This is a genomic window from Leptolyngbya sp. BL0902 (assembly GCF_016403105.1).
In the GTDB taxonomy this organism is placed as follows: domain Bacteria; phylum Cyanobacteriota; class Cyanobacteriia; order Phormidesmidales; family Phormidesmidaceae; genus Nodosilinea.
This window is the reverse complement of the sequence record NZ_CP046155.1, coordinates 2776096-2796959: the sequence shown is the minus strand read 5'-3', so window position 1 is coordinate 2796959 and position 20864 is coordinate 2776096. Positions and strand designations below refer to the sequence as shown.

Genomic DNA, 20864 nt, shown 5'->3' with positions numbered 1-20864 from the left:
TCCCTCCCCGTGAGGGGGAGTTTTTTATGGCAACATGGCGCTGACGGTGGCAGAAGACGACGGGATTGCAGAAAAGGCCCATGGAAAAGGGCCATCTCCTCCCCAAAGGCGGCAAAAGAATTACAACCTATGACGCCCTCTGGCCGTTACAGCAGAACTCAGATAGAACAGATATGGGTACTTCGGCACTGTGCCCCTGGGTGAACAGGTACAAAAAAGCAAGACAAGGCCACAACTGGGATGCGTGCCGCGATCCTGGTTTGAGGGGAGCCCTTGACCCCAAGGCTAGATTGTCGCTGACGGGATACCACTACCGCCACCATCACTAGGATTCCAGCGATTGTGAAAGCTTCTCTCAAGCGCCTAAATCACTTTTTTCGCCATGTTGTTCTCCCTAAGGTTCTCTATCAGTCGGAGACCCAAACCCTGGCCACTGGGGGCAAAATTATTGCGCTATCTAGCCTGTTTGCCGGACTGTGCATTACCGGGCTAAAGTTCCTGCAAATTTTAGAGCCCGCAGAGCTATTTATTTTCGACCGGATTGTCCGATCTCTGCCCGATCAAGATTTGAACCCTCGCATCACAGTTATTGGCCTCAGCGAGGGGGATCTGCGTCAGTATGGGTGGCCCCTATCCGACGAGCAGTTGGCGGATTTGCTAGCGACCCTCCAGACCCATCAGCCTCGGGTGGTCGGGCTTGACCTCTACCGCAGCACCTTTCGCCCCCCCGGTACTGAGGCCCTGATCGAACAGTTAGCCGCCCCCAACCTGATCGCCATTGAAAATGTGGGCAATGCCCCTGGGATCGGAGAGGTGCCGCCACCGCCCACGGTGGAGCGAGAGCGGGTGGGCTTTAACGATTTTCCGACCGATTCGGACGGCATCATCCGGCGCAATCTGCTGTTTGTGGGCCGTCCCCCCGACGGGTTTTACTCCTTTGGGCTGCGGGTGGTGTTGGCCGACAACCAGCGCGATCCCCTACCCCTGACAACGGATGAGAATCACCTGTACCTGGGAGACATTCCCATTCGGGTCTTGTCGGGGCCGGATGGAGGGTATCAGTCGGTAGACAGCAGCGGCTACCAAATTGTGCTGCGCTACCACAGTCGCCATCAGCCCATCCGCCAACTCTCCATGAGCCAGGTGCTGAGCGGCCAGTTTGACCCCGCCTGGATTACCGACCAAGTGGTGTTGATTGGCACCACCGCCGCCAGCCTCAAGGATCGGTTCTATACCCCCTTCAGCTTCAACCTCGACGAAGAGATGACCATGGCGGGGGTTGTCATCCACGCCCAAATGATCAGCCAGCTCCTAGACTTGCTGGAAGGCAAACCTGCCCTATACCGCTATTTACCCGCCTGGGGAGAGGGGCTATGGCTATTTGGCTGGTGCTTGGTAGCGGGTAGCTTGGTATGGGGGCTGCGGCGGCCCAGTTTGATGCTGGGATCCAGTGTGGTACTGGTGGTGGGGATCGGTGGATTGGGCTGGGTGGCGGTGCAACAGTTGCTGTGGCTCCCCATTGCCGAACCCATGGTGGGCATTGTGACCACCACCGCTGCCGTCATTGCCTACAAGCTGCTCTATCGCAGCACCCACGATCCCCTGACTGGGCTCCCTAACCGGGAAGCCTTCCTCACCCTAATCCAAAAGGCTCTCCGCCAACACCAGGGTGATCCGGAGGCAGATCCAGTGATTGTGGTGTTTATGGGGATTGACCGTTTTAAGGTGATCAACGAAAGCCTAGGCCACCAAGCTGGGGATCAGGTGTTGCGCATCATCGCCAAGCGGCTCACCCAAAAAATGCCCCTCGATGGGCGAGTTGCGCGAGTCGGCGGCGACGAATTTGCCCTGATGGTGGCCAACCTCAGTAAAGCAGCGGCAGGAGAGCAGATGGATGCCCTACAGTATGCGCTTTCCGAGCCGATCCTGCTCCAGGGACAGCGGTTGCCTAGCGCCATCAGTATGGGTATGGCCATTAGCCAACCGGGCATGGCCCACAAACCCGCCGACCTGCTGCGGGATGCCCACACCGCGATGTATCGCGCCAAGGCCCTGGGTAAGTCTCGCTTTGAAGTGTTTGCCATGGGGATGCTAACCGAGGCTGTCAACCGCCTTCAGTTGGAGAGTGACCTGCTCAGCGCCCTGGATAACCAAGAATTTTTGCTCTACTATCAGCCGATCATTCGCCTTGCCACCGGAGAACTGGCCGGGTTTGAAGCCCTGGTGCGCTGGCATCAGAAGGATCGGGGCTTTGTGCTGCCCAGTGCCTTCATCCCTGCCGCCGAGGAAACGGGGCTGATTATGGCCCTCGGTCAGTGGATCTTTTGGGAAGCCTGCCGCCAACTGCGGGCTTGGCACGAGATGTTTCCCCAGCACGCCCACCTGACCATGAGCATCAACCTCTCCAATCGGCAGTTTGGCCAGTCTGACCTCATCAGCCAGGTAAAAGCGGCCCTGCAAGAAACCCAGGTGCGGGGAGAGTGCGTGCGGCTAGAAATCACTGAAAGCATGGTAATGGGCGATGTAGATGCCGCGATTGATCTAATGCTGAAGCTGAAATCCCTGGATTTAAAGCTCGCCATTGATGACTTTGGCACCGGATATTCCTCCCTTAGCTACCTGCACCGCTTCCCCATGGACACCCTCAAGGTGGACAAGTCTTTTGTGGGTCGTCTAGAAAAAAGCAACGAAGATCGAGCCATCATCCACACGATTCTCACCCTAGGGAAAAAGCTGGGTATGGAGGTCGTGGCTGAAGGAGTGGAAACCCTGGAGCAAATGACCATGCTGAAGCAGGAACACTGCGACTACGGCCAGGGCTATTTCTTTGCCAAACCCCTCCCTGTCGCCGAAGCCCAGGCACTCCTCAGCCAATCCAGAATCCCCACGGCCTAGGTCAACGTTGCCCTGCCAGCAACGGCCTCAACTCAGGCGGTAACTATCCTGGAGATCCCCCGACGGCAACGCCCTTGCCCAGGTAGGGGTCTGGCTGGGTTGAATTCCATTTCCCCTGGTTAACTTCATTTCTTCCCTGATCTACAATGATCCCAACCTCAATGGGTAAGCCTCTAGCGTCCTTAGGCCATATCAGCTCTGCGTCCTTGATTCCATACCCCCCACCCCTTAGACTTTTCACGACTGCTCTATCCCATAGACCCTAGGGGATCAAGCTGGATACGGGAGATCGTGGGGAATGGGCCGGAAAGTGTCACAATACGTTTAATAACCAAGCTCCTTAAAAATACTGAATTTATAACAATGTCAACCTCCGTGAGCGAAGCCACCTTTGAATCCATTGTCCTAGCCTCAGAGGTGCCAGTATTAGTCCACTTTTGGGCTCCCTGGTGCGGGCTGTGCAAGATGATCAATCCCCTCCTGAATCACTTCCAGGCAGAGTGGGAAGGCCAAATTCGCCTCGTAGACATCAATGCTGACGAAAATCTTCGCCTCGCCAATACCTACCGCCTGTCTAATTTACCCACCCTGCTGCTGTTTGAAGGGGGCGAACTACGCCAACGCCTCGAAACTTTCCGCAGCAAAGACGACATGCGCCAAGTGCTCGATAGCTTCATGCACCAGCGCTCCCTCCGCTACGAAATGTCGCCCCTAGTGCGAGTCTATCCCCAGTCCTAGGGGTTTCTAGAACATAGCCATGACTCACCCTACCTCCCCGGTGGCAAGAGGCTGGGTGAGGCGACGACCAAGGAACTATAACTGGGATGCAGGCTTTTCGCGCGGCCAAAGTTCGGGGGTTAGATAGCCCTCAATCAATAGGTCTGGCCCTAGGGATCGCCAGGTGAGGTGGTGCAGGGGCAGCGCGGCAGACATTTCCGCGATGCCCAAATCCCCCAGGGGGGTCGGTGCTGCCTGACCGCCCACCAGTTTGGGGGCCACAAAGGCCCAAACCTTGTCGATGACCCCATCTCGAATGGCCTGGGCCGCCAGGGTGCCGCCGCATTCCCACAGCACCTGAGCGCAGCCTTGCTTGTACAAATGGGCCATCACATTCAAGGGAGTCAGATCATCCATGACCACGACCTCAACCCCGACCTGCTCCAAGCGTTGACGCTTTTCCGCAGGGGCAGCGAGGCTAGTAAACACCGTTGTGGGAGCCGTTGAGGTATCCCACAGGTGCGCCTGATCGGGCAGGTCAAGGGCGCGACTCATCACCACTCGGCGGGGATTATGGGCACTGTGACCGTGGCTGGTGAGGTGGGGATCATCGCAGCGCACAGTGTTGCCGCCCACCACTACCGCATCGCACACCGCCCGCAGTTGGTGCACCGCCGCCCTTGCCTCCGGCCCCGTCACCCATTGGCTGTGGCCCGTCGTGGTGGCAATTTTGCCGTCTAGGGTCATGGCATACTTCAGTAGACTAAGGGGGCGCTGGCGCAAAATGCGGCACACAAACGCTTCGTTCAACCGCTGACAGGCCCATTCTTCGACGCCCACAACCACCTCAATGCCAGCCTGACGCAACCGCGCAATGCCGCTGCCAGCCACCCGTGGGTCAGGATCCACCATGCCCACCACCACTCGATGAATCCCTGCCTGGATAATCGCCTCGGTGCAGGGGGGCGTCCGTCCGGTGTGGTTGCAGGGTTCCAGATTAACGTAGAGCGCTGCGCCCTTGGCCCTGTCCCCAGCCTGTCGCAGGGCAAACACCTCGGCATGGGGCTGTCCGGCCTTGGGATGAAACCCCTCCCCCACCACGTCCCCGGCCTGCACAATCACCGACCCCACTAGGGGGTTAGGGGCGGTTAGCCCAGCCGCTTGCTGGGCCAATGCTAGGCAGCGGTTCATCCACTGTCGATGGAGGGAATCAGCGGGGTCGGTGGAAAAAGACTCAGTCACAGCGGCTATCATCCAACTCGTTACGGCTCAATACATCAGCCCCCAACCCACGACCATTCAACCCGCCTTCAGCGATCACCATCCCAGCGCTAAGGCAGCCGCTTAATCCACACCCATGGCCGCCCTTCTTGTACGGTACACTAAGCCTATCTATGTTCGTGAGTGTGAGCGAGGGGCCGTGATTCCACCTGTTGATCTGACGGAGCAGTTCAAGCTAATCCAAGCCGAGGTGAACACGGCAGTGGCAGAGGTGCTGGCGTCGGGCCAGTATATCAATGGCCCCATTGTTAAGACCTTTACCGAAGCCTTTGGCCGCTCGGTGGGCACTGACCACTGCGTGGTGTGCAACTCCGGTACCGACGCCCTCTACCTGGCCCTCCGCGCCCTCAACATTGGCCCCGGCGACGAGGTGATCACCTCTCCCTTCACCTTCATCGCCACCGCTGAGGTGATTAGTGCCGTAGGGGCCACCCCCGTGTTTGTGGATATCGACCTCGATACCTTCAATATCGACATTACCCAAATCGCTGCCGCCATTACCCCCCGCAGTCGCGCCATCATTCCCGTGCACCTGTTTGGCCGTCCGGTGGATATGGGGCCACTGCTAGATATTGCCAGCCGTCACCAACTGGCGGTGATTGAAGACTGCGCCCAGGCCACCGGGGCCACCTGGCAGGGTAAACCTGTCGGCAGCCTTGGCCATGTGGGGTGCTTTAGTTTCTTCCCCACCAAAAACCTGGGCGGCTGCGGCGATGGTGGAGCCATTACCACCAACGATCCCAACCTGGCCGATACTATGACCATGCTGCGGGAGCACGGCAGTCGAGTGCGCTACCACCACGCGGCCATCGGCATCAACAGCCGTCTAGATTCTGTGCAGGCCGCGATTTTAGACATCAAACTGCGCTACCTGGATCAGTGGAACCAGCAACGCGCCGCTGTCGCCCAACGCTACGCAACCCTGCTGTCCGACGTGGAGGGCATTGTGTTGCCCCAGGCTCCCACCTTTGGCCAGTCTGTCTGGAACCAGTACACCCTGCGGATTGCCGGAGCCACCGCCGAGGGCCAGGAGCGCAACCAGATCCAGCAGCGAATGCGGGAAGCCGGGGTGATCTGCATGGTGTATTACCCCATTCCCCTACACCTTCAGGAGGTGTATCAGTCCTTAGGCTACAAACCGGGCGATTTTCCCCAGGCCGAAGCCGCCGCCCATCAAGTGCTGTCCCTGCCTATGTTCCCCGAACTGGATGCCGCCCGCCAGGAGGTGATCGCCAACACCCTGAAGCAGGTGCTGGCCGAAGTGGGTTTGAAGGCAGCGCAATACTGCTAGGCGCGGTGGGCGAAGGGGGGAGTCGCGGCACGATTTCGCCAGGTTCCTCCCGTGCCCAGATCTCCTTTCGCAACCCCCGCTCTTGGGGGGCATGGCGGCTCACCCAATGGATCAGAGCATTGCACAGATTGGGTGATCGCCGCGAATGTCCCCTATGGCCCTTGAATCCCTGGTTCAGCCTATTGTCATAACGATCAAGATTGATTCAGGTCAATTCTAGAGAAAAAGGAAAGCCAGGGTATCGACGGGAAAAATCCATATAAATTTGTTTGTAGTTTTCTATACTAGTCTTAACGGAAGACAACCAGGCCCGATACTAGAGTCAGTGGTTTCCCGGTTTCCCACGCTGGGGATCGTTCCCCGCTCAACTTCGCTCCCTTATCGTGGCTGCGGCATCGTTCTCCAATCCCCTGGAAGAGAGGCAATCATACTGTGACTGGTGAAGATCCCAATACGTTGTGGGCCTATGATGCTGCCGTCATTGCCCGTCAGTTTCGGTGGCGATGGTGGACGTTGGGGACGAGGATTGTGCAAATCCTCTGGTGGCTGGGCACCTTCGTCCTGGGGCTGAAGTTTGACCAATGGTTCCGGCGCGAGGAACAAAACCGCCAGAAACGCGCCTCCCAACTGCGGCAGGTGTTGATTGATCTGGGGCCAACCTTCATCAAGGTAGGGCAAGCCCTCTCCACCCGGCCCGACCTGGTACGGAAGGACTTTTTGGAAGAGTTGACCAAGCTTCAGGATCAGCTTCCGCCCTTTTCCACGCCCCTAGCCCGGGCCATTATCGAAGCGGAACTGGGCTACTCCCCGGAAGAAATTTTTAGCAGCATCTCCCCGGCCCCGGTGGCGGCGGCGAGTTTGGGCCAAGTCTACCGGGCGCGGCTCTTTTCTGGAGAAGAGGTAGCGGTGAAGGTGCAGCGGCCCAACCTGCGGCCCTTGCTCAGCCGCGATCTGTACCTGATGCGCTGGGCGGCGGGGTGGATAGCCCGGTTCCTGCCCCTCAACCTGGGCCACGACCTCACCCTGATCGTGGACGAGTTTGGCATCAAGCTCTTCGAGGAAATTGACTACCTCAACGAAGGCCGCAACGCCGAGCGCTTTGCCGCCAACTTCAAGGACGACCCCACGGTGAAGGTGCCCGTCATCTACTGGCGCTACAGCAGCCACCGGGTGCTTACCCTGGAATGGATCGAAGGCCGCAAGCTCACCGACACCGAGGGCATGGCCGAGGCCAACCTGGATCAAAACCGCCTGATTGAAATTGGCGTCACCTCCGGGCTGCGACAACTACTAGAGTTTGGCTTTTTCCACGCCGACCCCCACCCCGGCAACCTGTTTGCCATCGCCGATGGTCGCATGGCCTACATCGACTTTGGCATGATGGATCAGCTCGATCAGACCACCAAGGAAACCCTGGTGGATGCCGTGGTTTATCTGATTAACCAAGATTTTGAACGCCTGGGCACCGCCTTTGTCAAACTGGGCTTCCTCACCCCCGAAACCGAACTGGGGCCGATTATCCCCGCCCTCAAACGGGTGCTGGGAGATGCCATGGGGGCCAAGGTACGGGACTTCAATTTCAAGAGCATCACCGACCAGTTCTCGGAACTGATGTACGACTACCCCTTCCGGGTGCCCGCCAAGTTTGCCCTGATTATTCGTTCCCTCGTCACCCAAGAGGGGTTGGCCCTCAGCCTCAATCCCGACTTCAAGATTGTGGATGTGGCCTATCCCTACGTGGCGCGGCGTTTACTGCTGGGCGAAACTCCGGCCTTGCGGCAACGGCTGCTGGAGGTCATCTTCAAAGACGGTCAGCTCCAGTGGCAGCGGCTGGAAAATATGCTGGCTATCGCCCGCAGCGACAGCAACTTTGACGTTCTGCCCACCGCTGGCCTTGGCATTCGCTACCTGATGTCCGAGGAGGGGCTACACCTGCGCCGAATGCTGCTGCTGGCCCTCACCGAAAACGACCGCCTCCACACCGCCGAAGTCCAACGCCTGTGGGACTTGGTGAAGGAGGACATCACCGTGGATCGTGTCCTAGAGGCCGCCTGGGGAGCCCTAACCACCTATTCCCTAGACCAAGCGGAACAGTTGGTGCCGGGGGTGGGCGGTTTGCGTCAGGCGCTTCAGGTTTAGGGTTTTCCCGCTGAGGGGAGCGGTATTTCAGAGAAGCCTCTCCCCTATAATTGCAAAAGATTAATTATTGTTTCAGAGCGTTACCCGTGTACTCCCAACCTCCCTACATTTTGCTCCTGGCGGGTTTTCTTGCCGCCGTCACCTCCGGCTACGCCTTCAGCACCACTCTGCAACAATCCGTTGGCGACTGGAACCGTAATCGTTCGACCCGAATCTTAGCGACCCTGCGCGGGCCACAGCTCAAAATTCCCTTCTTTGGCATCTGCGCCGGAGTTTGCGTCTTCCTCGCTTCGGGCATTGAACTGTTCGGCTTTTCGGGCAAAGTGGCCTACGCCATGGGCGCACCCATGACCCTGCTCAGCGGCCTGCTGATCTGGTCGCAGTTGGGCAAAATTCTGGCCATGATTGAGGAAGGCGGCTCCAAGGCTCTGGATTTGGATTCCTTCTAGCATCATCTCAGTAGATCGCAACGTCCCCGGAAGACCTCACCCCCAACCCCTCTCCTGAGAGGAGAGGGGAGTTGGAAAGCGCTTCAAACTGAATTGGCTGACCCGATGGGTAAGCGACTAAGCCGTGCGTAGGGCCACGATGGGATCGAGTTGGGCAGCTTGGCGGGCGGGAAACACTCCAAAAAAGAGACCAATGCCGCCGGAAATGCTGACCGCCATAACGATGGCGCTAACGGAAATTCCGGCATCAAAGGGGGTGAGAACGCCAATCAGCACAATGCCGCTGACCCCTAGGGCCGTGCCGATGATGCCCCCAGCCACGGAGAGGATGATCGCCTCAATCAAAAACTGGCCCAAAATATCGCCCTGGGAGGCTCCGATGGCCTTGCGGAGGCCAATTTCCTGAGTCCTCTCCCGCACGGAGACCAGCATGATATTCATAATGCCGATGCCGCCGACGAGGAGGGAAATCCCCGCAATCGCCGCCAGCATCAGGGTCAGCGCCCCGGTGATGGTGTTGGCGATGGTGAGTAGGGTGTCTTGGCTGCTGATGTAGAAATCGTCGTCGTCGCGGATATTGTGGCGCAGGCGCAGCAGGTTGGTAATCTGAAATTCTGCGGTGGCCATGCTCTCCCGGTCGCGGGCAGAAACGGTGATAAACGAGACATCAATGCCGTAGGGAGACCGTTCGCCCCTGGCCAAACGGTTAGCCTGGGTGGTGATGGGCACCAGGACGGCATCATCGTAATCTAGCCCTAGGTTCGATCCTTTCTTGTCCAACACGCCGATCACGCTAAAGTTGACGCCGCCCACCCGCAGAGATCGGCCTAGGGCGGGTTCGTCCTCAAACAGACGGGTTTTGAGGGTATCCCCCAGCACCACCACCTGGGCACTGCGGCTGATGTCTAGGTCACTAATGAACCGCCCCTTGGCCACCTCAAAGCTGCGTACCGTCAGAAAATCCGGCACCGTGCCCACCACATTCACATTGGCATTGCGGTTGCCCAGGGTGATGAGCTGGCGATCACTGGATTCTGCCGCCACCCCCGTCACCGAAGGCACCTGTTGACTAATCGCCACCGCATCCTCCAGCACCAGGGTACGGGGAATGTTCAGCGACCCCAACTGCCGCGTCTCCCGGCTACCGGGCACCACAAACAGCACATTCGGCCCCAGGGTTTCGAGCTGGGCGCTGATATACCGCTGCGCCCCCTCCCCCAGGCCCACCATGGTAATCACCGAGGCATTGCCGATGATAATGCCCAGCATGGTCAGGGTGCTGCGGAGGCGGTTGGCGGCGAGGGTTTTGGTCGCCATGGTGAGGCTTTCTTGCAGGTTCATACTCGCAGGCTCATCCTTGCAGGGTTATCGTGGGACTATTTAATGCTGACGCGGCCATCGTTTTCGATAAAAATGCTGCGGTGACTGGGTTCGCTGGGCACGCTGTAGAGTTCCATCGACAGGGTTTGGGCCGCAGGTCGCCCTAGCCTGACGCGAATGGGCTGATCCCGCAACGCCCAAAACAGGATGGAGATATTTGGAGTGGTGCCCCAGCCAAACCCTAGCTCTAAGTCTTCGCCCGGTTGCAGGGTGCGGGGGCCAGTCAGGGGGGGCTGCTCGATGCCGACCGCCGTGGTGCTGCGATTCACCACCTGCACGGTGATTCGATCCCCAGGGGTGAACTGAATTTGGCCAGATCCACAATTGACCGTACAGCGCTGGGCTAGGGCAGGCATCGTCCCCATGGCCAAGGTGGTCAACCCCACCAGGGAGGCGATCCCCAGATAGCCTAGCCGCCGCCAAATTGTTGATCCCATCGCGCCTCCGCCCCTGCAACTCCAGGGTGAATATTGACAACCCCAGGCTAGCAAACCTCGATGCGGGTCGGTCAACATCCGAGAAACTGGGCCTCTGGCCTTGCGAATCGCTGGGAATCGCTTAGGGATTAGGCAACTTGGCTTCGGATGAGGTATCGCGCAGGTGGGCGGGTTTCCAGCCTTCGTGGATTTTTTGGGGCGCACGGGACACTACCAGGCAGTCATCGGGTACGTCCTTCCGCACAACGGAACCAGCGGCAATGGTGACGTCGGATCCCACGGTGATGGGGGCGACCAGGACGCTGTTCGACCCGGTTTTGGTGCGGTCGCCGATGACGGTCGGGTGTTTTTTGTAGCCGTCGTAGTTGGCGGTGATGGTGCCTGCGCCCACGTTCACCTTTTCGCCCAGGGTGGCATCACCTAGGTAAGACAGGTGAGCCACATTGGTGCCCTGGCCGAGGGTGGCTTTTTTCAGTTCTACAAAGTTGCCGATGCGGCAGTTTTCGCCCACCACGGCATGGCCGCGCAGGTGGGCATAGGGGCCAACCTTGGCTCCGGCGGCTACGATGCTGTCGGAAATGACGGAGAAGGTGATGGTGGTGTTTGGCCCAATTTGGCTGTCTTCAATCATGGAGCCGGGGCCGATGCGGCTTCCGGTGCCGATGCTGGTGTGGCCGCGCAGGTGGGTTTGGGGTTCAATCACCACGTCGGGTTCGATGTGGACGGTGGTGTCGATGGTGATGCTGTCGGGGTCAATCAGGGTGACGCCAGCGGCCATCCACTGGGTTTTGATGCGATCTTGCAAAATGGCGTAGGCTTCCGCCAAGTGTTGACGGCTGTTGATACCGAAGATTTCCTGGCAATCGGCCACATCTACGGCCATGGCGGGGCTGAGGTCCTTCACCACGTCCGTCAAGTAGTATTCCTGCTGGTCGTTGTCGGATTGCAGGTGAGGCAGCACCTCCATCAGTTTGGGCCAGTTGAAGCAGTAGACCCCGGCATTGATGCGCGGATTTTGCCGCTGGGCGGGGCTGCAATCCCGGTGTTCCACAATTTCGGTGACGATGCTTTGTTCAGTGCAAAAGACCCGACCGTAGCCCGTGGGGTCAGCAAATTGGGCCGTTAGCAGGGTCGCCGCATTCTGGTTATCCCGGTGGGTTTGCACCAGGGTGTAGATGGTTTCGGGGCGCAGCAGGGGCACATCGCCATTCAGCACCAGCAGATCGCCCTCAAAGCCTTCGAGGTGGGGAATCACCTGCTGCACCGCATGGCCTGTCCCCAACTGTTCCGCCTGGTGAACAAAGGTTAAGTTAGGGATGTGAGTCAAGGCCGTCTGCACCTTCTCTTGGCCAAAGCCGACGATGACAAAGATCCGCTCCGGCTGCACCGCTGCCAGCCCGTCCAACACCCGCTCTACCATGGGTTTACCCCCCACCGAATGCAGAACCTTCGGTAGGTCAGACTTCATGCGGGTGCCGCGTCCGGCGGCGAGAATGGCAACGGCAACCATTGCAGTAGGCTCCCTCTAGGCGTGGTGCTGCACAAGGGAGTATACAGCATTTCCTGACATCGAAAGACACCGCCAAGGCTTGAAAATTAAGGGTTTTACACCATCTCCACAATGCCCATCATGCCCTGGTCTTCGTGATCGAGGATGTGGCAGTGGTAGACCGTTTTGCCCGCAAAGTCGCGGAAGGGAATGCGAATACGCACGGTTTCGTAGGCGCGTAGGTTGACGGTATCGCGCCAAGCCCGCAGGGGTTCCGGCTGGCCGTTGCGGCTGATCACCTGAAACCAGTTGGTATGCAGGTGAAACGGGTGATCCATCCCCGCCTTGTTGACCAGCACCCAATCCTCCACGGTGCCCACCTGAACTTGCGTGTCTACCCGATGATGGCCAAAGGCGCGACCGTTAATGAGAAAGGGATCTCGGGTTTCGGGATCGATGCCGTGATCGAAGACAAATTCCCGCACTATTGAAGGCTCTGGCAGAGGTTCCACAGTGCTTAGGGTTGCGGGTAGGTTAACCACAGCGGGACTTCCTGCATCGCTGGCTTCCCCACCGTAGTCCAAGGTGGCGATGGTTTGGGGTTCCTCTGCACCGTCTGTCCCAGACTCCATCATCGCCCCATGCCCCATCATGGATTTCGCCATGGCGGCAATGCCTCGGTCGTAGGGCAAACTCAGCAGGGCATAACTACCGGAATTACGATTCCCCGGCACCAGCAGATCCGCCCGTTCCCCAGGAGCCAAAATTACCGATTCTTGGGCCACCGGAGCTGCCAGGGAGCGGCCATCCGTCGCCGCCAGCCACCAGGGATGATCCGCTAACTGGAGCTGATAGACGCGGGAAGCCGAAGCATTGAGAATCCGCAGCCGCAGCAAACCGCCCTGGGGCAGACTAAACCGGGGCTGGGATTGGCCGTTAACGGTGATTAAATTTCCCTGCCGTCCCCACATACGGAAGACAGGCGTGGGTTCCTGCACCTGGCCGCGACGGTCGAGGTCAAAGTCTTGCAGCACCAGCACCGCTTCCTGGGCCGATTGCAATTCGGGTGCTTCGTCCTCCCCTCGCACTAGGATGGTTCCTGCTAAGCCATGGAAGACTTGGGATGCAACCAAGCCGTGAACATGGGGGTGATACCAAAAGAAACCGCTGGGGTGCTGGTCGGGAATTTGGAAGTCGTACAGCGCCGTTTCCCCTGGGGCCACCGTGCGAAAGGGATCGTCGGCTAGGCCCGTGGGCGGCAGGTGTAGCCCGTGGTAGTGCAGATTGGTGGGCTGATCGAGGGCATTGGTGAAGCGAATCTGCAGCCGATCCCCAGAGCGCACCTCAAGCTGGGGGCCAGGGATTTGCTGGTTGTAGGTCATCAGCGTGGCCGAGCGTCCGTCCAGGGAAACCTGGTTAAGGCTGGCGGTGAGGTCTATCTCTAGGCGTCCTGCTTCACTGCGGTAGATTGTCGGGGGCGTTGGTGCTGTAGCCAACCGCGCACACCGAGCTACCAGCGGCGTTCCCGCCATCGCCGCCATCAGGGATAAAAAGCTCCGCCGTTCCATACTGTTTCTGTTGCTGGGGTTCACTGTCTCTCGATGCAAGGATGACTCTGGACGATGGCGATTCGCCTCTTTGCCAGAGTGCTACAGGGCGGCTTGATCTGCCCATCACCCTAGAGATAGGCTAACGTTTTACTAAGGCTTGCGACTGACTAGGGCTTGAGATATCGCCATGACCCCAACCCCATCACCTAAACCAGAACCGACCCTACAGGATGTGCTAGATCGGCTAACCACGCTGAGCACTGAACTCGACGAGGTCAAACACAGCCAGGATGAAATGCAACACAGTCTTGATGAGGTGATCCGCAGCCAGGATGAAATGCGGCGCAACCAGGAACAAGGTCAGCAGTGGCAAGATCGTACCTGGGATGTGGTGAAGTGGGTTGGCGGCATTAGTGCGGGGCTCGCCATTAGTGCGTCGATTGCCTTGGTGGGCATTGTGCTGCGGCAATTGGGGCAGTAACGGAGGAATCCCGCGCTCCGGTGTTTTTCGCGAAAGACTGGGGGATAATGGCACCACAGAGCGAGCGAGCCTTTAGGATCAACTCCTAGGGCCAACGTTTGAAACAGTGGGGGTGTCCGATGGCAGTGTCCATGCGTCAACAGATTGTCTTGATTACCGGAGCCAGTAGCGGCATTGGGGCGGCTTGTGCGCGGCTGTTGGCTCAAGACGGGGCAAGGCTCATTCTTGCGGCTCGTCGGGCGGAGAAACTTCAGGCGTTGGCGGCAGAATTGCAGACTCAGTACGGCGCTGAATCGCTGACGCTGACCCTGGATGTGTGCGATGCCCAGGCGGTGCAGGTGGCCATTGATGGTCTCCCGCCAGAGTGGCAGGCGGTTGATGTGCTGATCAACAATGCGGGCCTCAGTCGGGGGCTGGATAAGCAATACGAAGCGCCCCTGCAAGACTGGGAGGAAATGATCGACACCAACGTGAAGGGCTTGCTGTACATGAGCCGAGCGGTGGTGCCGGGGATGGTGGCGCGGGGGCGCGGCCATGTGGTGAATGTGGGCTCCATCGCCGGACGGCAAACCTATCCCGGCGGCAGTGTCTACTGTGCCACCAAGGCAGCGGTGAAGTCGCTTTCTGAGGGCTTGAAGCTAGACCTACTGGGTACGCCCGTGCGCGTCACCAATGTGGAACCCGGTTTTGTGGAAACGGAATTTAGCGACGTGCGCTTCCGGGGCGACACCGACCGGGCCAAACAGGTCTACCAAGGCATGGTGCCGCTGACGGGGGAAGACATCGCCGACAGCATTCTGTTTGCCATTACCCGCCCCCCCCACATCAACATCAGCGAAATTTTCCTCATGCCCACCGACCAATCCTCGGTGTTCCATGTCCACCGCCGTCCAGAGTAGGCCCGGGGGGGAGGCCCATGACGGTAAAATAGGCTTCGATAACAGCAGGTTTCCCAAGCGAGCTTCCCAGGCTAGCTTTCAAAGGAGGCTTCCAAAACTGGAGGCTTTCAAAGCAACAGGTTGTCAAAACCGCTCTGGGAGACCTGCCGCTGTTGATACCCTTCTGCCCTGTCGTTCTGAAATCCCCATGACTCTTGCCGTTGGTGATCCCGCCCCCGATTTTTCTATGCCCGATGCCGAGGGCAATCTCTACAGTCTGGCGTCGCTCAAAGGCCAGCGGGTGGTGCTGTATTTCTACCCCCGCGACAACACGCCCGGATGCACCAAAGAAGCCTGCGGTTTCCGCGATGCCTACGCGGCCTATCAAGACAAGGGCGTGGTGGTGCTGGGGGTGAGCGCTGACGATGCCAAGTCCCACAGCAAATTTGCCACCAAATACACCCTGCCCTTTCCCCTGCTGGTGGATGCAGGCGGCGAAGTGGCCAGCCGCTTCGGCGTCTATGGCCTCAAGAAATTTATGGGCAAGGAGTATATGGGCATCACCCGCAGCACCTTTGTCATTGCCCCCGATGGCACCCTAGAACGCATTTACCTCAAGGTGAAGGCCGAAACCCATGCCGAAACGGTGCTAGCGGACTTGGCTGATGGCTAACCTTGGGGATCACCCCGCTGTGCGCCAAGCCCCAGATAGACAGGCCCCTAAAGCCAACTCGTTGGTCTTGTCCCTAGGGCTTGCCTGACTGGTTTAGACTGGCCTTACCCCAGTCTGTCCAGGAGTTCCTATGTCCTATCTTGCCCACATGCTCAAAACCTTAACGGGGCTGCTGTTGCGGCGACCCATTGTGGGAGCCTGTGTGATTCCGGTGCGGCCCGATGGCACCATTGTGCTGATTTTGCGCCGAGACAACCACCGCTGGAGCCTGCCCGGTGGCCTAGTGGACTGGGGCGAGGATGTGATCACCGCCGCCCGTCGAGAACTGCGAGAGGAGGCCGGAATTGAATCGGCTGAACTAGATCGGCTGGTGGGGGTTTATTCCAAGCCGGGGCGAGATCCGCGCTTCCATTCCATCTGTGTAGCGGTGGCGGTACGGGTGCCCGATCAGCCCTACACCGCCGACCCCCAAGAGGTACTGGAGGTGCGGTCGTTTGCCCGCGATGCCCTGCCCTGGGATCAACTCGCCCACGACCACCGCCACCAACTCGAGGATTTTTTCCAGGGCAAAACGGTTTTAGCCTAAGCTGAAAGGGCCAATGCTGGCATCAGCGGGCAAGGTTTCGGCAATGCCGGATTCCATCGCCCTAGCATCAGGGTTACAGTGACTTAATGGTTGTATCTATAAACTCAGTTAGGGCCATGAAACCCTCCCAGGAAATCGTCATGCGTACGGGCCGATTAAAGGTGCCCAGCGGTACCCTGTTTTGGCACGAGGCCGGACGCGGGGAAACCCTAATTTTTCTCCATGGAGCTTGGCAAGACAGCGGCCAGTGGCTCCCAGTGATGCAGACCCTAGCCGCTGACTACCACTGCCTTGTCCCTGATTTGATTGGCTTTGGCGAATCGACCAGTGCGGCTACTGTGCATTCGGTAGATTTAGAAGTTGAGGCATTGCGTACCCTGCTCCAGGCTCTACGCATTTCCCGCTGCGTGTTCGTGGGGCATTCCCTGGGGGCGTGGGTGGCCCTGCGCTATGCCCAGCAGCATCCCCGGCAGGTACAAGGACTGGCCCTCGTAGAACCAGAGGGCTGGGTCAATCCCCAGGCAGTTCGTCGTTGGCGGCTGGATCGCTGGCTAGTTTCTCCCCTCTCACCCCTAATTACCCTGGCGGCCTGGTTGGGCGGCAAAGGGCGACAGCGAACCTGGCAGCGGCGACGTCACACCCTGCGTCAGGCTCCAGCGGCGTGCCAAATTCTGTTTCGCCGTCGGTTAGCGGATATTTTGGCGGAGCAGGTAGACCCCAGCCAACTGCCCAACCTCGGAGCGATGGTACAGATTATTCCCAGCCCTCAGCCCCAGCCCGGGGCTCCGGTACTGCCGATGATTCCGGCTGAAGTGGTGGCCGCTGCCGATACCCCCCTAGGGCTAGATGAAGCAGCGACGGCAACAACACTACGTCAGTTTTTAGCCACAATTTTGCTGACGCCAACCCTTTGATCAAGCCGGGGGAGAGGGGGCGCACCCCATTCACCACAGCTAATAACTACGGCCAACTAACCACCGCCAACGGCAATGATATGCCCCTTTCGGGCAGCAGCAATCAGCGCGATGAATTCAAGGCCCTTTAACACCAAAGCCAGCGCCAAATCAGAAAAGTCAGATTAGCAAAGTTTTGTGTGCATTCGGGAACGATGGCCCCAATTTAGGGTGAATAAATTGTCAAAGTCCGCTACTCTATTGGGTCAAGTCACCCTGTTCATCTTCGGGGATGAAATCTGAAACCACGAGACCAGGATCAGGCAAGCCCATGACTGACAATACCGCTTCTAACCCGGCCCCCGGCTCCCAAGATCAGCCTTGCCCCGACCGTGCTCCTGGCCCTCCCCTAACCGGAGTAGCCAAGGCATCCCAAACCTGGGAAGTGATTACGTTTCCTGGTCAAATGGCCATTGCCGACACCCCCAGCGGGCCTGACGCTACGTCTCCCTTAACCCTCCATCCCCCAGGGGCCAACCTCTCCACCACGGCTACGCCCCTAACCGTGGTGGCCTCCGATGAAGCCCTATCCACCCCAGCGGAAGTGTCTCCCCCTGCCCCTAACTCGACGGCCCTACCCCGCACCGAGGAACTGATTCAGCTAATCCAAGATCTCAACCAGTGCAACGACGCGCTGCTGTTGCGGGTGTCAGATTTGGAGGAATCCCTAGAGCGATCCCAAACCGCCCTACAAGCCGAGGTGGAGCGCCACCAGACCCAGGGCCATGCCCTGCCAGACCGAGCTGTGGTGCCTCCCCAAATTGCCCAACTGCTCAGCGAGCTGGATGGGGTAAACGATGGCCTCCGACGAGCCACCATCCACAACGAAACCCTGCAAACAGAGCTGGAGTCTAGCCAGCAGCGGGTAGCCCAACTGGAGCGGGAATGCACCCTGCTGCAACAGCGCTTTAGCGAAAAAAATACCGCCCTGCAACAGGCCGAGGATACCTGCCGGGATCTCAAGGCCCGTCTCCACCGCCAGCAACGCTACACGCTGCAATTTAAGACCGCCCTGGAGAAGTGCCTCAAGGCGAACGATGGCCAACCCCTTCCCGCTGTTGCCAGTGCCAGCGCCAGCCCCGCTGCTTTTGAGGAGATTCAGCCCGCCGCCGTCGCTCAGGCTCAGCCCGTGACCATGCCCAAGGCCCAGCAAATTCAGCCCTGGGCGGCGTCCAGTGTGGCGGCAGATCAGACAGATGCCCTGACTAGCCTCCTCCAAGGGCTCAGAAATCCTGCGGCCAGTGCCCCAGCCGTGGAGCAAGAGAGTAGAGCAGTGGCTCCACGGCCTGCCATGCCCTTGGCGGCGGAGTTCTTTCAGCCATCTGCACCAGAGGCGATCACGCCCCCGGCTGCGCCCACTCCCCCAGTGGCAGAGGGCAATCCCAGTGCAGACCCAACGTCTCGGGACACCGCCATCCGCCCCGATCCCATCTCCCTAGATTCGGGATTTTCCCCCGTTGCCGACCCCTGGCAAGCGGCTGGTAACGAACCAACCCCCGAATTCACCGAGCCGTCTCCCTGGGGTGCGCCGCTCTCGGTGCCTGCCGACCCATCGGCTAAGGAAGCGCCTCTCGATCCGCCCGAAGCGTTTGGGCAGGTTGATAAGGCGGCTGTGGCTGCGTCTCCGGCCCCAACTCCGCCGATCTGGGCTGAGGCCGAGCGTCCGCTGCAAAGGGCGGCGGCGGCCTCAATGCCCGCTGCCCATCCGCCGCGCCCCCAGCGGAAACTAGCTTCTTTGGCTGCGGTTCAGCTCCCCAGCTTTGGCCGTCCACCCCGTCGTCCTTCCTAGCCATTCCGCCGCTAGCTATCTAGCAGGGGCAGAAAGAGGGTGACAAAATAGAACACCAGAGCTCCGGTGAAGACGTAGCTGTCGGTACGGTCGAGGATGCCACCGTGCCCAGGAATGAGGTCGCCAGAGTCCTTGACCCCGGCATCCCGTTTCATCAGGGATTCGGTGAGGTCGCCTAGGAGACTGGAGATGCCGATCATCAGCCCTAGGGCCGCACCGGAGAGGGGCCACAACGGCCAACTGAGCCAGTAGGCCCCGGCCAACCCCACCGCCATGCTTCCGGCCATGCCAAAGGCCGCACCCTCCACAGTTTTCTTGGGGCTGATGTTGGACAGGGGCGTTTTGCCGATCACCTTGCCAGCGGTGTAGGCTCCAATGTCGGAGGCCCAAATGCAGCCAAAGGCAATCAGGGTGAGGGTGAGCCCTGGGGGTAGCTGATCAAGGGCTGGGGGCCAGTGGTCGGGCCAGTAGCCCCCCAGGGGTAGCGAACCGACGTTATCTCCTAGATCGCGCAGCCGTACCCAGAAGCTAGGCAGGTAGCCGCCGTAGAACAGACCCAAAATGGAAGCAGCCACGTCGGCAATGGTGGCCACCTGGGGCTGAAACAACAGGTAGAAACAGATAAACGTTCCCCCCAAGGGCAGGAGAGCATCGGCCAGGTGGGGCACAAAGTGGGCGGCAAGCAAGACCAACTGGCTTACGACCAAGGTGGTTTTAGTGGCAGGGACAATGCTCTTGGCCTGTACCAGCTCAAAGATCTCCCGCTGGCCGAGCCAAATAATCACCCCAAACCCCAGGGTAAAATACCAGCCCCCCAGGAGAATCATGGCGAGGGCGATGAGAATGGCAACCAGCCCACTGATGATGCGAGACCAAGGCATAGTGTCAATACGGTTTCAAGAATAGGATGTCCATCGGAACGGGTCGTCCGGTTGGAACTGACCCACAGTGTAGCGTGACCCTGGAGGCCGGACTCTAGGGATGTGGGAAAACCCCCTAGCCCACTGGAGGCCATTCCAAAATCCAGGCACCGAGCAGCCCGGTACGAAAGTCGTTGAGGATGCGTTTGGCGGTGCGTTCTTTGTCGTCCTGAAACTTGCGAGCGGCCACTTCAGCCACAAAGCTTTCCCCGGTGTGGTCGGCCAGCATGATGCCGTAGCGCTGATGTAGCACGGCTTGGTAATCATCGGGAACCCGTCGCTGTTCTAGGGTTTTGAGGATTTCTAAAAAGGCGGCGGCGGTGCGTTGAGTGTCGTAGGCGGCTTCGCCAATGTCGTCGCAGATGGCCAGTTTGAGGGCGGCAGTTTGGTCATCCAACCGGGCGGGAATCACCCCCGGCGCGTCCAGCAAGTCTAATTCTCCAGAAACGCGCACCCATCGCAACTGGCGGGTAATTCCGGCACGACGGGCGCTGGCCACCACTTTGCGATTCAACAAACGGTTAATCAATGCCGACTTGCCCACGTTAGGGAAGCCAATCACCACGGCGCGGATGGGGCGAGGCTTCATGCCCCGTGCCTGTCGTCGTTGGTTGACGGCTTCGCCAGCCGCTTGGGCCGCTTTGGCGATGGCCTTTACCCCTTGGCCCTGCTGGGCATTGGTAAAGAGGGCCACCTCCCCCTGCTGCCGAAACCAGGTTTCCCAGCCCTCCCTGGCCTCCGGGGAAATCATGTCTACCCGGTTGAGGACGAGCACCCTAGGTTTGTCTCCTACCCAACCGTTGACGCTGGGATGCTGAGTCGCCAAAGGAATCCGGGCATCCCGTACCTCCAGCACCACATCCACCCGGCTGAGTTGGTCTACCAGGGCTTTTTCGGCCTTGGCAATGTGTCCGGGGTACCACTGGATGTCGGGGGTTGTCATGGGGCTAGGTCAA

General features: G+C 59.2%; 18 protein-coding genes. 11 read left to right on the top strand and 7 right to left on the bottom strand.

Annotated elements, in window-relative coordinates:
- The first annotated feature begins 342 nt into the window (after positions 1 to 342).
- Together GFS31_RS12320 and GFS31_RS12315 are read left to right on the top strand one after the other, a co-directional pair.
- On the top strand, positions 343 to 2895 hold the full coding sequence (locus GFS31_RS12320; protein WP_198805105.1) for a putative bifunctional diguanylate cyclase/phosphodiesterase: 2553 nt from the start codon (positions 343 to 345) through the stop codon (positions 2893 to 2895).
- Positions 2896 to 3258: 363 nt separating this feature from the next.
- On the top strand, positions 3259 to 3633 hold the full coding sequence (locus GFS31_RS12315; protein WP_198805104.1) for a thioredoxin family protein: 375 nt from the start codon (positions 3259 to 3261) through the stop codon (positions 3631 to 3633).
- A gap of 75 nt (positions 3634 to 3708) precedes the next feature.
- On the opposite strand, the gene ribD is transcribed toward GFS31_RS12315, so the two are convergent.
- Positions 3709 to 4854, bottom strand: a complete 1146-nt coding sequence (gene ribD, locus GFS31_RS12310; RefSeq protein ID WP_263974831.1) for a bifunctional diaminohydroxyphosphoribosylaminopyrimidine deaminase/5-amino-6-(5-phosphoribosylamino)uracil reductase RibD — start codon at positions 4852 to 4854, stop codon at positions 3709 to 3711.
- A 178-nt stretch (positions 4855 to 5032) separates the two neighbouring features.
- On the opposite strand from ribD, the gene GFS31_RS12305 reads away from it, so the two are divergent.
- The 3 genes from GFS31_RS12305 (at position 5033) to GFS31_RS12295 (ending at position 8772) form a co-directional block, all read left to right on the top strand.
- Positions 5033 to 6184 (top strand): DegT/DnrJ/EryC1/StrS family aminotransferase, encoded by a 1152-nt coding sequence (locus tag GFS31_RS12305; protein WP_225907404.1) that lies wholly within the window; start codon positions 5033 to 5035, stop codon positions 6182 to 6184.
- 432 nt (positions 6185 to 6616) lie between these two features.
- Complete coding sequence (locus GFS31_RS12300) at positions 6617 to 8323, top strand: ABC1 kinase family protein (RefSeq protein ID WP_198805101.1); 1707 nt, start codon at positions 6617 to 6619, stop codon at positions 8321 to 8323.
- A gap of 86 nt (positions 8324 to 8409) precedes the next feature.
- Positions 8410 to 8772 (top strand): hypothetical protein, encoded by a 363-nt coding sequence (locus GFS31_RS12295; RefSeq protein ID WP_225907403.1) that lies wholly within the window; start codon positions 8410 to 8412, stop codon positions 8770 to 8772.
- A gap of 117 nt (positions 8773 to 8889) precedes the next feature.
- Here the strand turns inward: GFS31_RS12295 and GFS31_RS12290 are convergent, their stop codons facing one another.
- From GFS31_RS12290 to GFS31_RS12275, 4 genes are all read right to left on the bottom strand, one after another.
- On the bottom strand, positions 8890 to 10113 hold the full coding sequence (locus tag GFS31_RS12290) for an ABC transporter permease (RefSeq protein ID WP_198805100.1): 1224 nt from the start codon (positions 10111 to 10113) through the stop codon (positions 8890 to 8892).
- 35 nt (positions 10114 to 10148) lie between these two features.
- Positions 10149 to 10589 (bottom strand): hypothetical protein, encoded by a 441-nt coding sequence (locus GFS31_RS12285; protein ID WP_198805099.1) that lies wholly within the window; start codon positions 10587 to 10589, stop codon positions 10149 to 10151.
- Between the two features lie 121 nt (positions 10590 to 10710).
- The gene (glmU, locus tag GFS31_RS12280) at positions 10711 to 12099 is read right to left on the bottom strand and encodes a bifunctional UDP-N-acetylglucosamine diphosphorylase/glucosamine-1-phosphate N-acetyltransferase GlmU (protein WP_198805098.1); all 1389 of its coding nucleotides are present in this window, start codon (positions 12097 to 12099) and stop codon (positions 10711 to 10713) included.
- A gap of 95 nt (positions 12100 to 12194) precedes the next feature.
- Positions 12195 to 13646 (bottom strand): multicopper oxidase family protein, encoded by a 1452-nt coding sequence (locus GFS31_RS12275; protein ID WP_198805097.1) that lies wholly within the window; start codon positions 13644 to 13646, stop codon positions 12195 to 12197.
- A gap of 169 nt (positions 13647 to 13815) precedes the next feature.
- Between GFS31_RS12275 and GFS31_RS12270 the strand changes: the two genes are divergently transcribed.
- The 6 genes from GFS31_RS12270 to GFS31_RS12245 all read left to right on the top strand — a co-directional run bounded on the left by GFS31_RS12270 (position 13816) and on the right by GFS31_RS12245 (position 18988).
- A complete protein-coding gene (locus GFS31_RS12270) occupies positions 13816 to 14109 on the top strand; it encodes a hypothetical protein (RefSeq protein ID WP_198805096.1) in 294 nt (97 codons plus the stop codon).
- 119 nt (positions 14110 to 14228) lie between these two features.
- Positions 14229 to 15008, top strand: a complete 780-nt coding sequence (locus tag GFS31_RS12265; protein WP_198805095.1) for an SDR family oxidoreductase — start codon at positions 14229 to 14231, stop codon at positions 15006 to 15008.
- A gap of 187 nt (positions 15009 to 15195) precedes the next feature.
- Positions 15196 to 15660, top strand: coding sequence for a thioredoxin-dependent thiol peroxidase (bcp, locus tag GFS31_RS12260; protein WP_198805094.1), 465 nt, complete (start codon positions 15196 to 15198; stop codon positions 15658 to 15660).
- 130 nt (positions 15661 to 15790) lie between these two features.
- Positions 15791 to 16246 carry an NUDIX domain-containing protein gene (locus tag GFS31_RS12255; protein WP_198805093.1) on the top strand — a complete coding sequence of 152 codons (456 nt, stop codon included), beginning with the start codon at positions 15791 to 15793 and terminating at the stop codon, positions 16244 to 16246.
- 116 nt (positions 16247 to 16362) lie between these two features.
- A complete protein-coding gene (locus GFS31_RS12250; RefSeq protein ID WP_198805092.1) occupies positions 16363 to 17160 on the top strand; it encodes an alpha/beta fold hydrolase in 798 nt (265 codons plus the stop codon).
- 310 nt (positions 17161 to 17470) lie between these two features.
- Positions 17471 to 18988: a hypothetical protein gene (locus GFS31_RS12245; protein WP_198805091.1), complete on the top strand. Its 1518-nt coding sequence runs from the start codon at positions 17471 to 17473 to the stop codon at positions 18986 to 18988.
- A gap of 11 nt (positions 18989 to 18999) precedes the next feature.
- Here the strand turns inward: GFS31_RS12245 and GFS31_RS12240 are convergent, their stop codons facing one another.
- Positions 19000 to 19869, bottom strand: coding sequence for a phosphatidate cytidylyltransferase (locus GFS31_RS12240; protein WP_198805090.1), 870 nt, complete (start codon positions 19867 to 19869; stop codon positions 19000 to 19002).
- Positions 19870 to 19984: 115 nt separating this feature from the next.
- Positions 19985 to 20851 (bottom strand): ribosome biogenesis GTPase YlqF, encoded by an 867-nt coding sequence (gene ylqF, locus GFS31_RS12235; RefSeq protein ID WP_198805089.1) that lies wholly within the window; start codon positions 20849 to 20851, stop codon positions 19985 to 19987.
- Between the last annotated feature and the right edge of the window lie 13 nt (positions 20852 to 20864).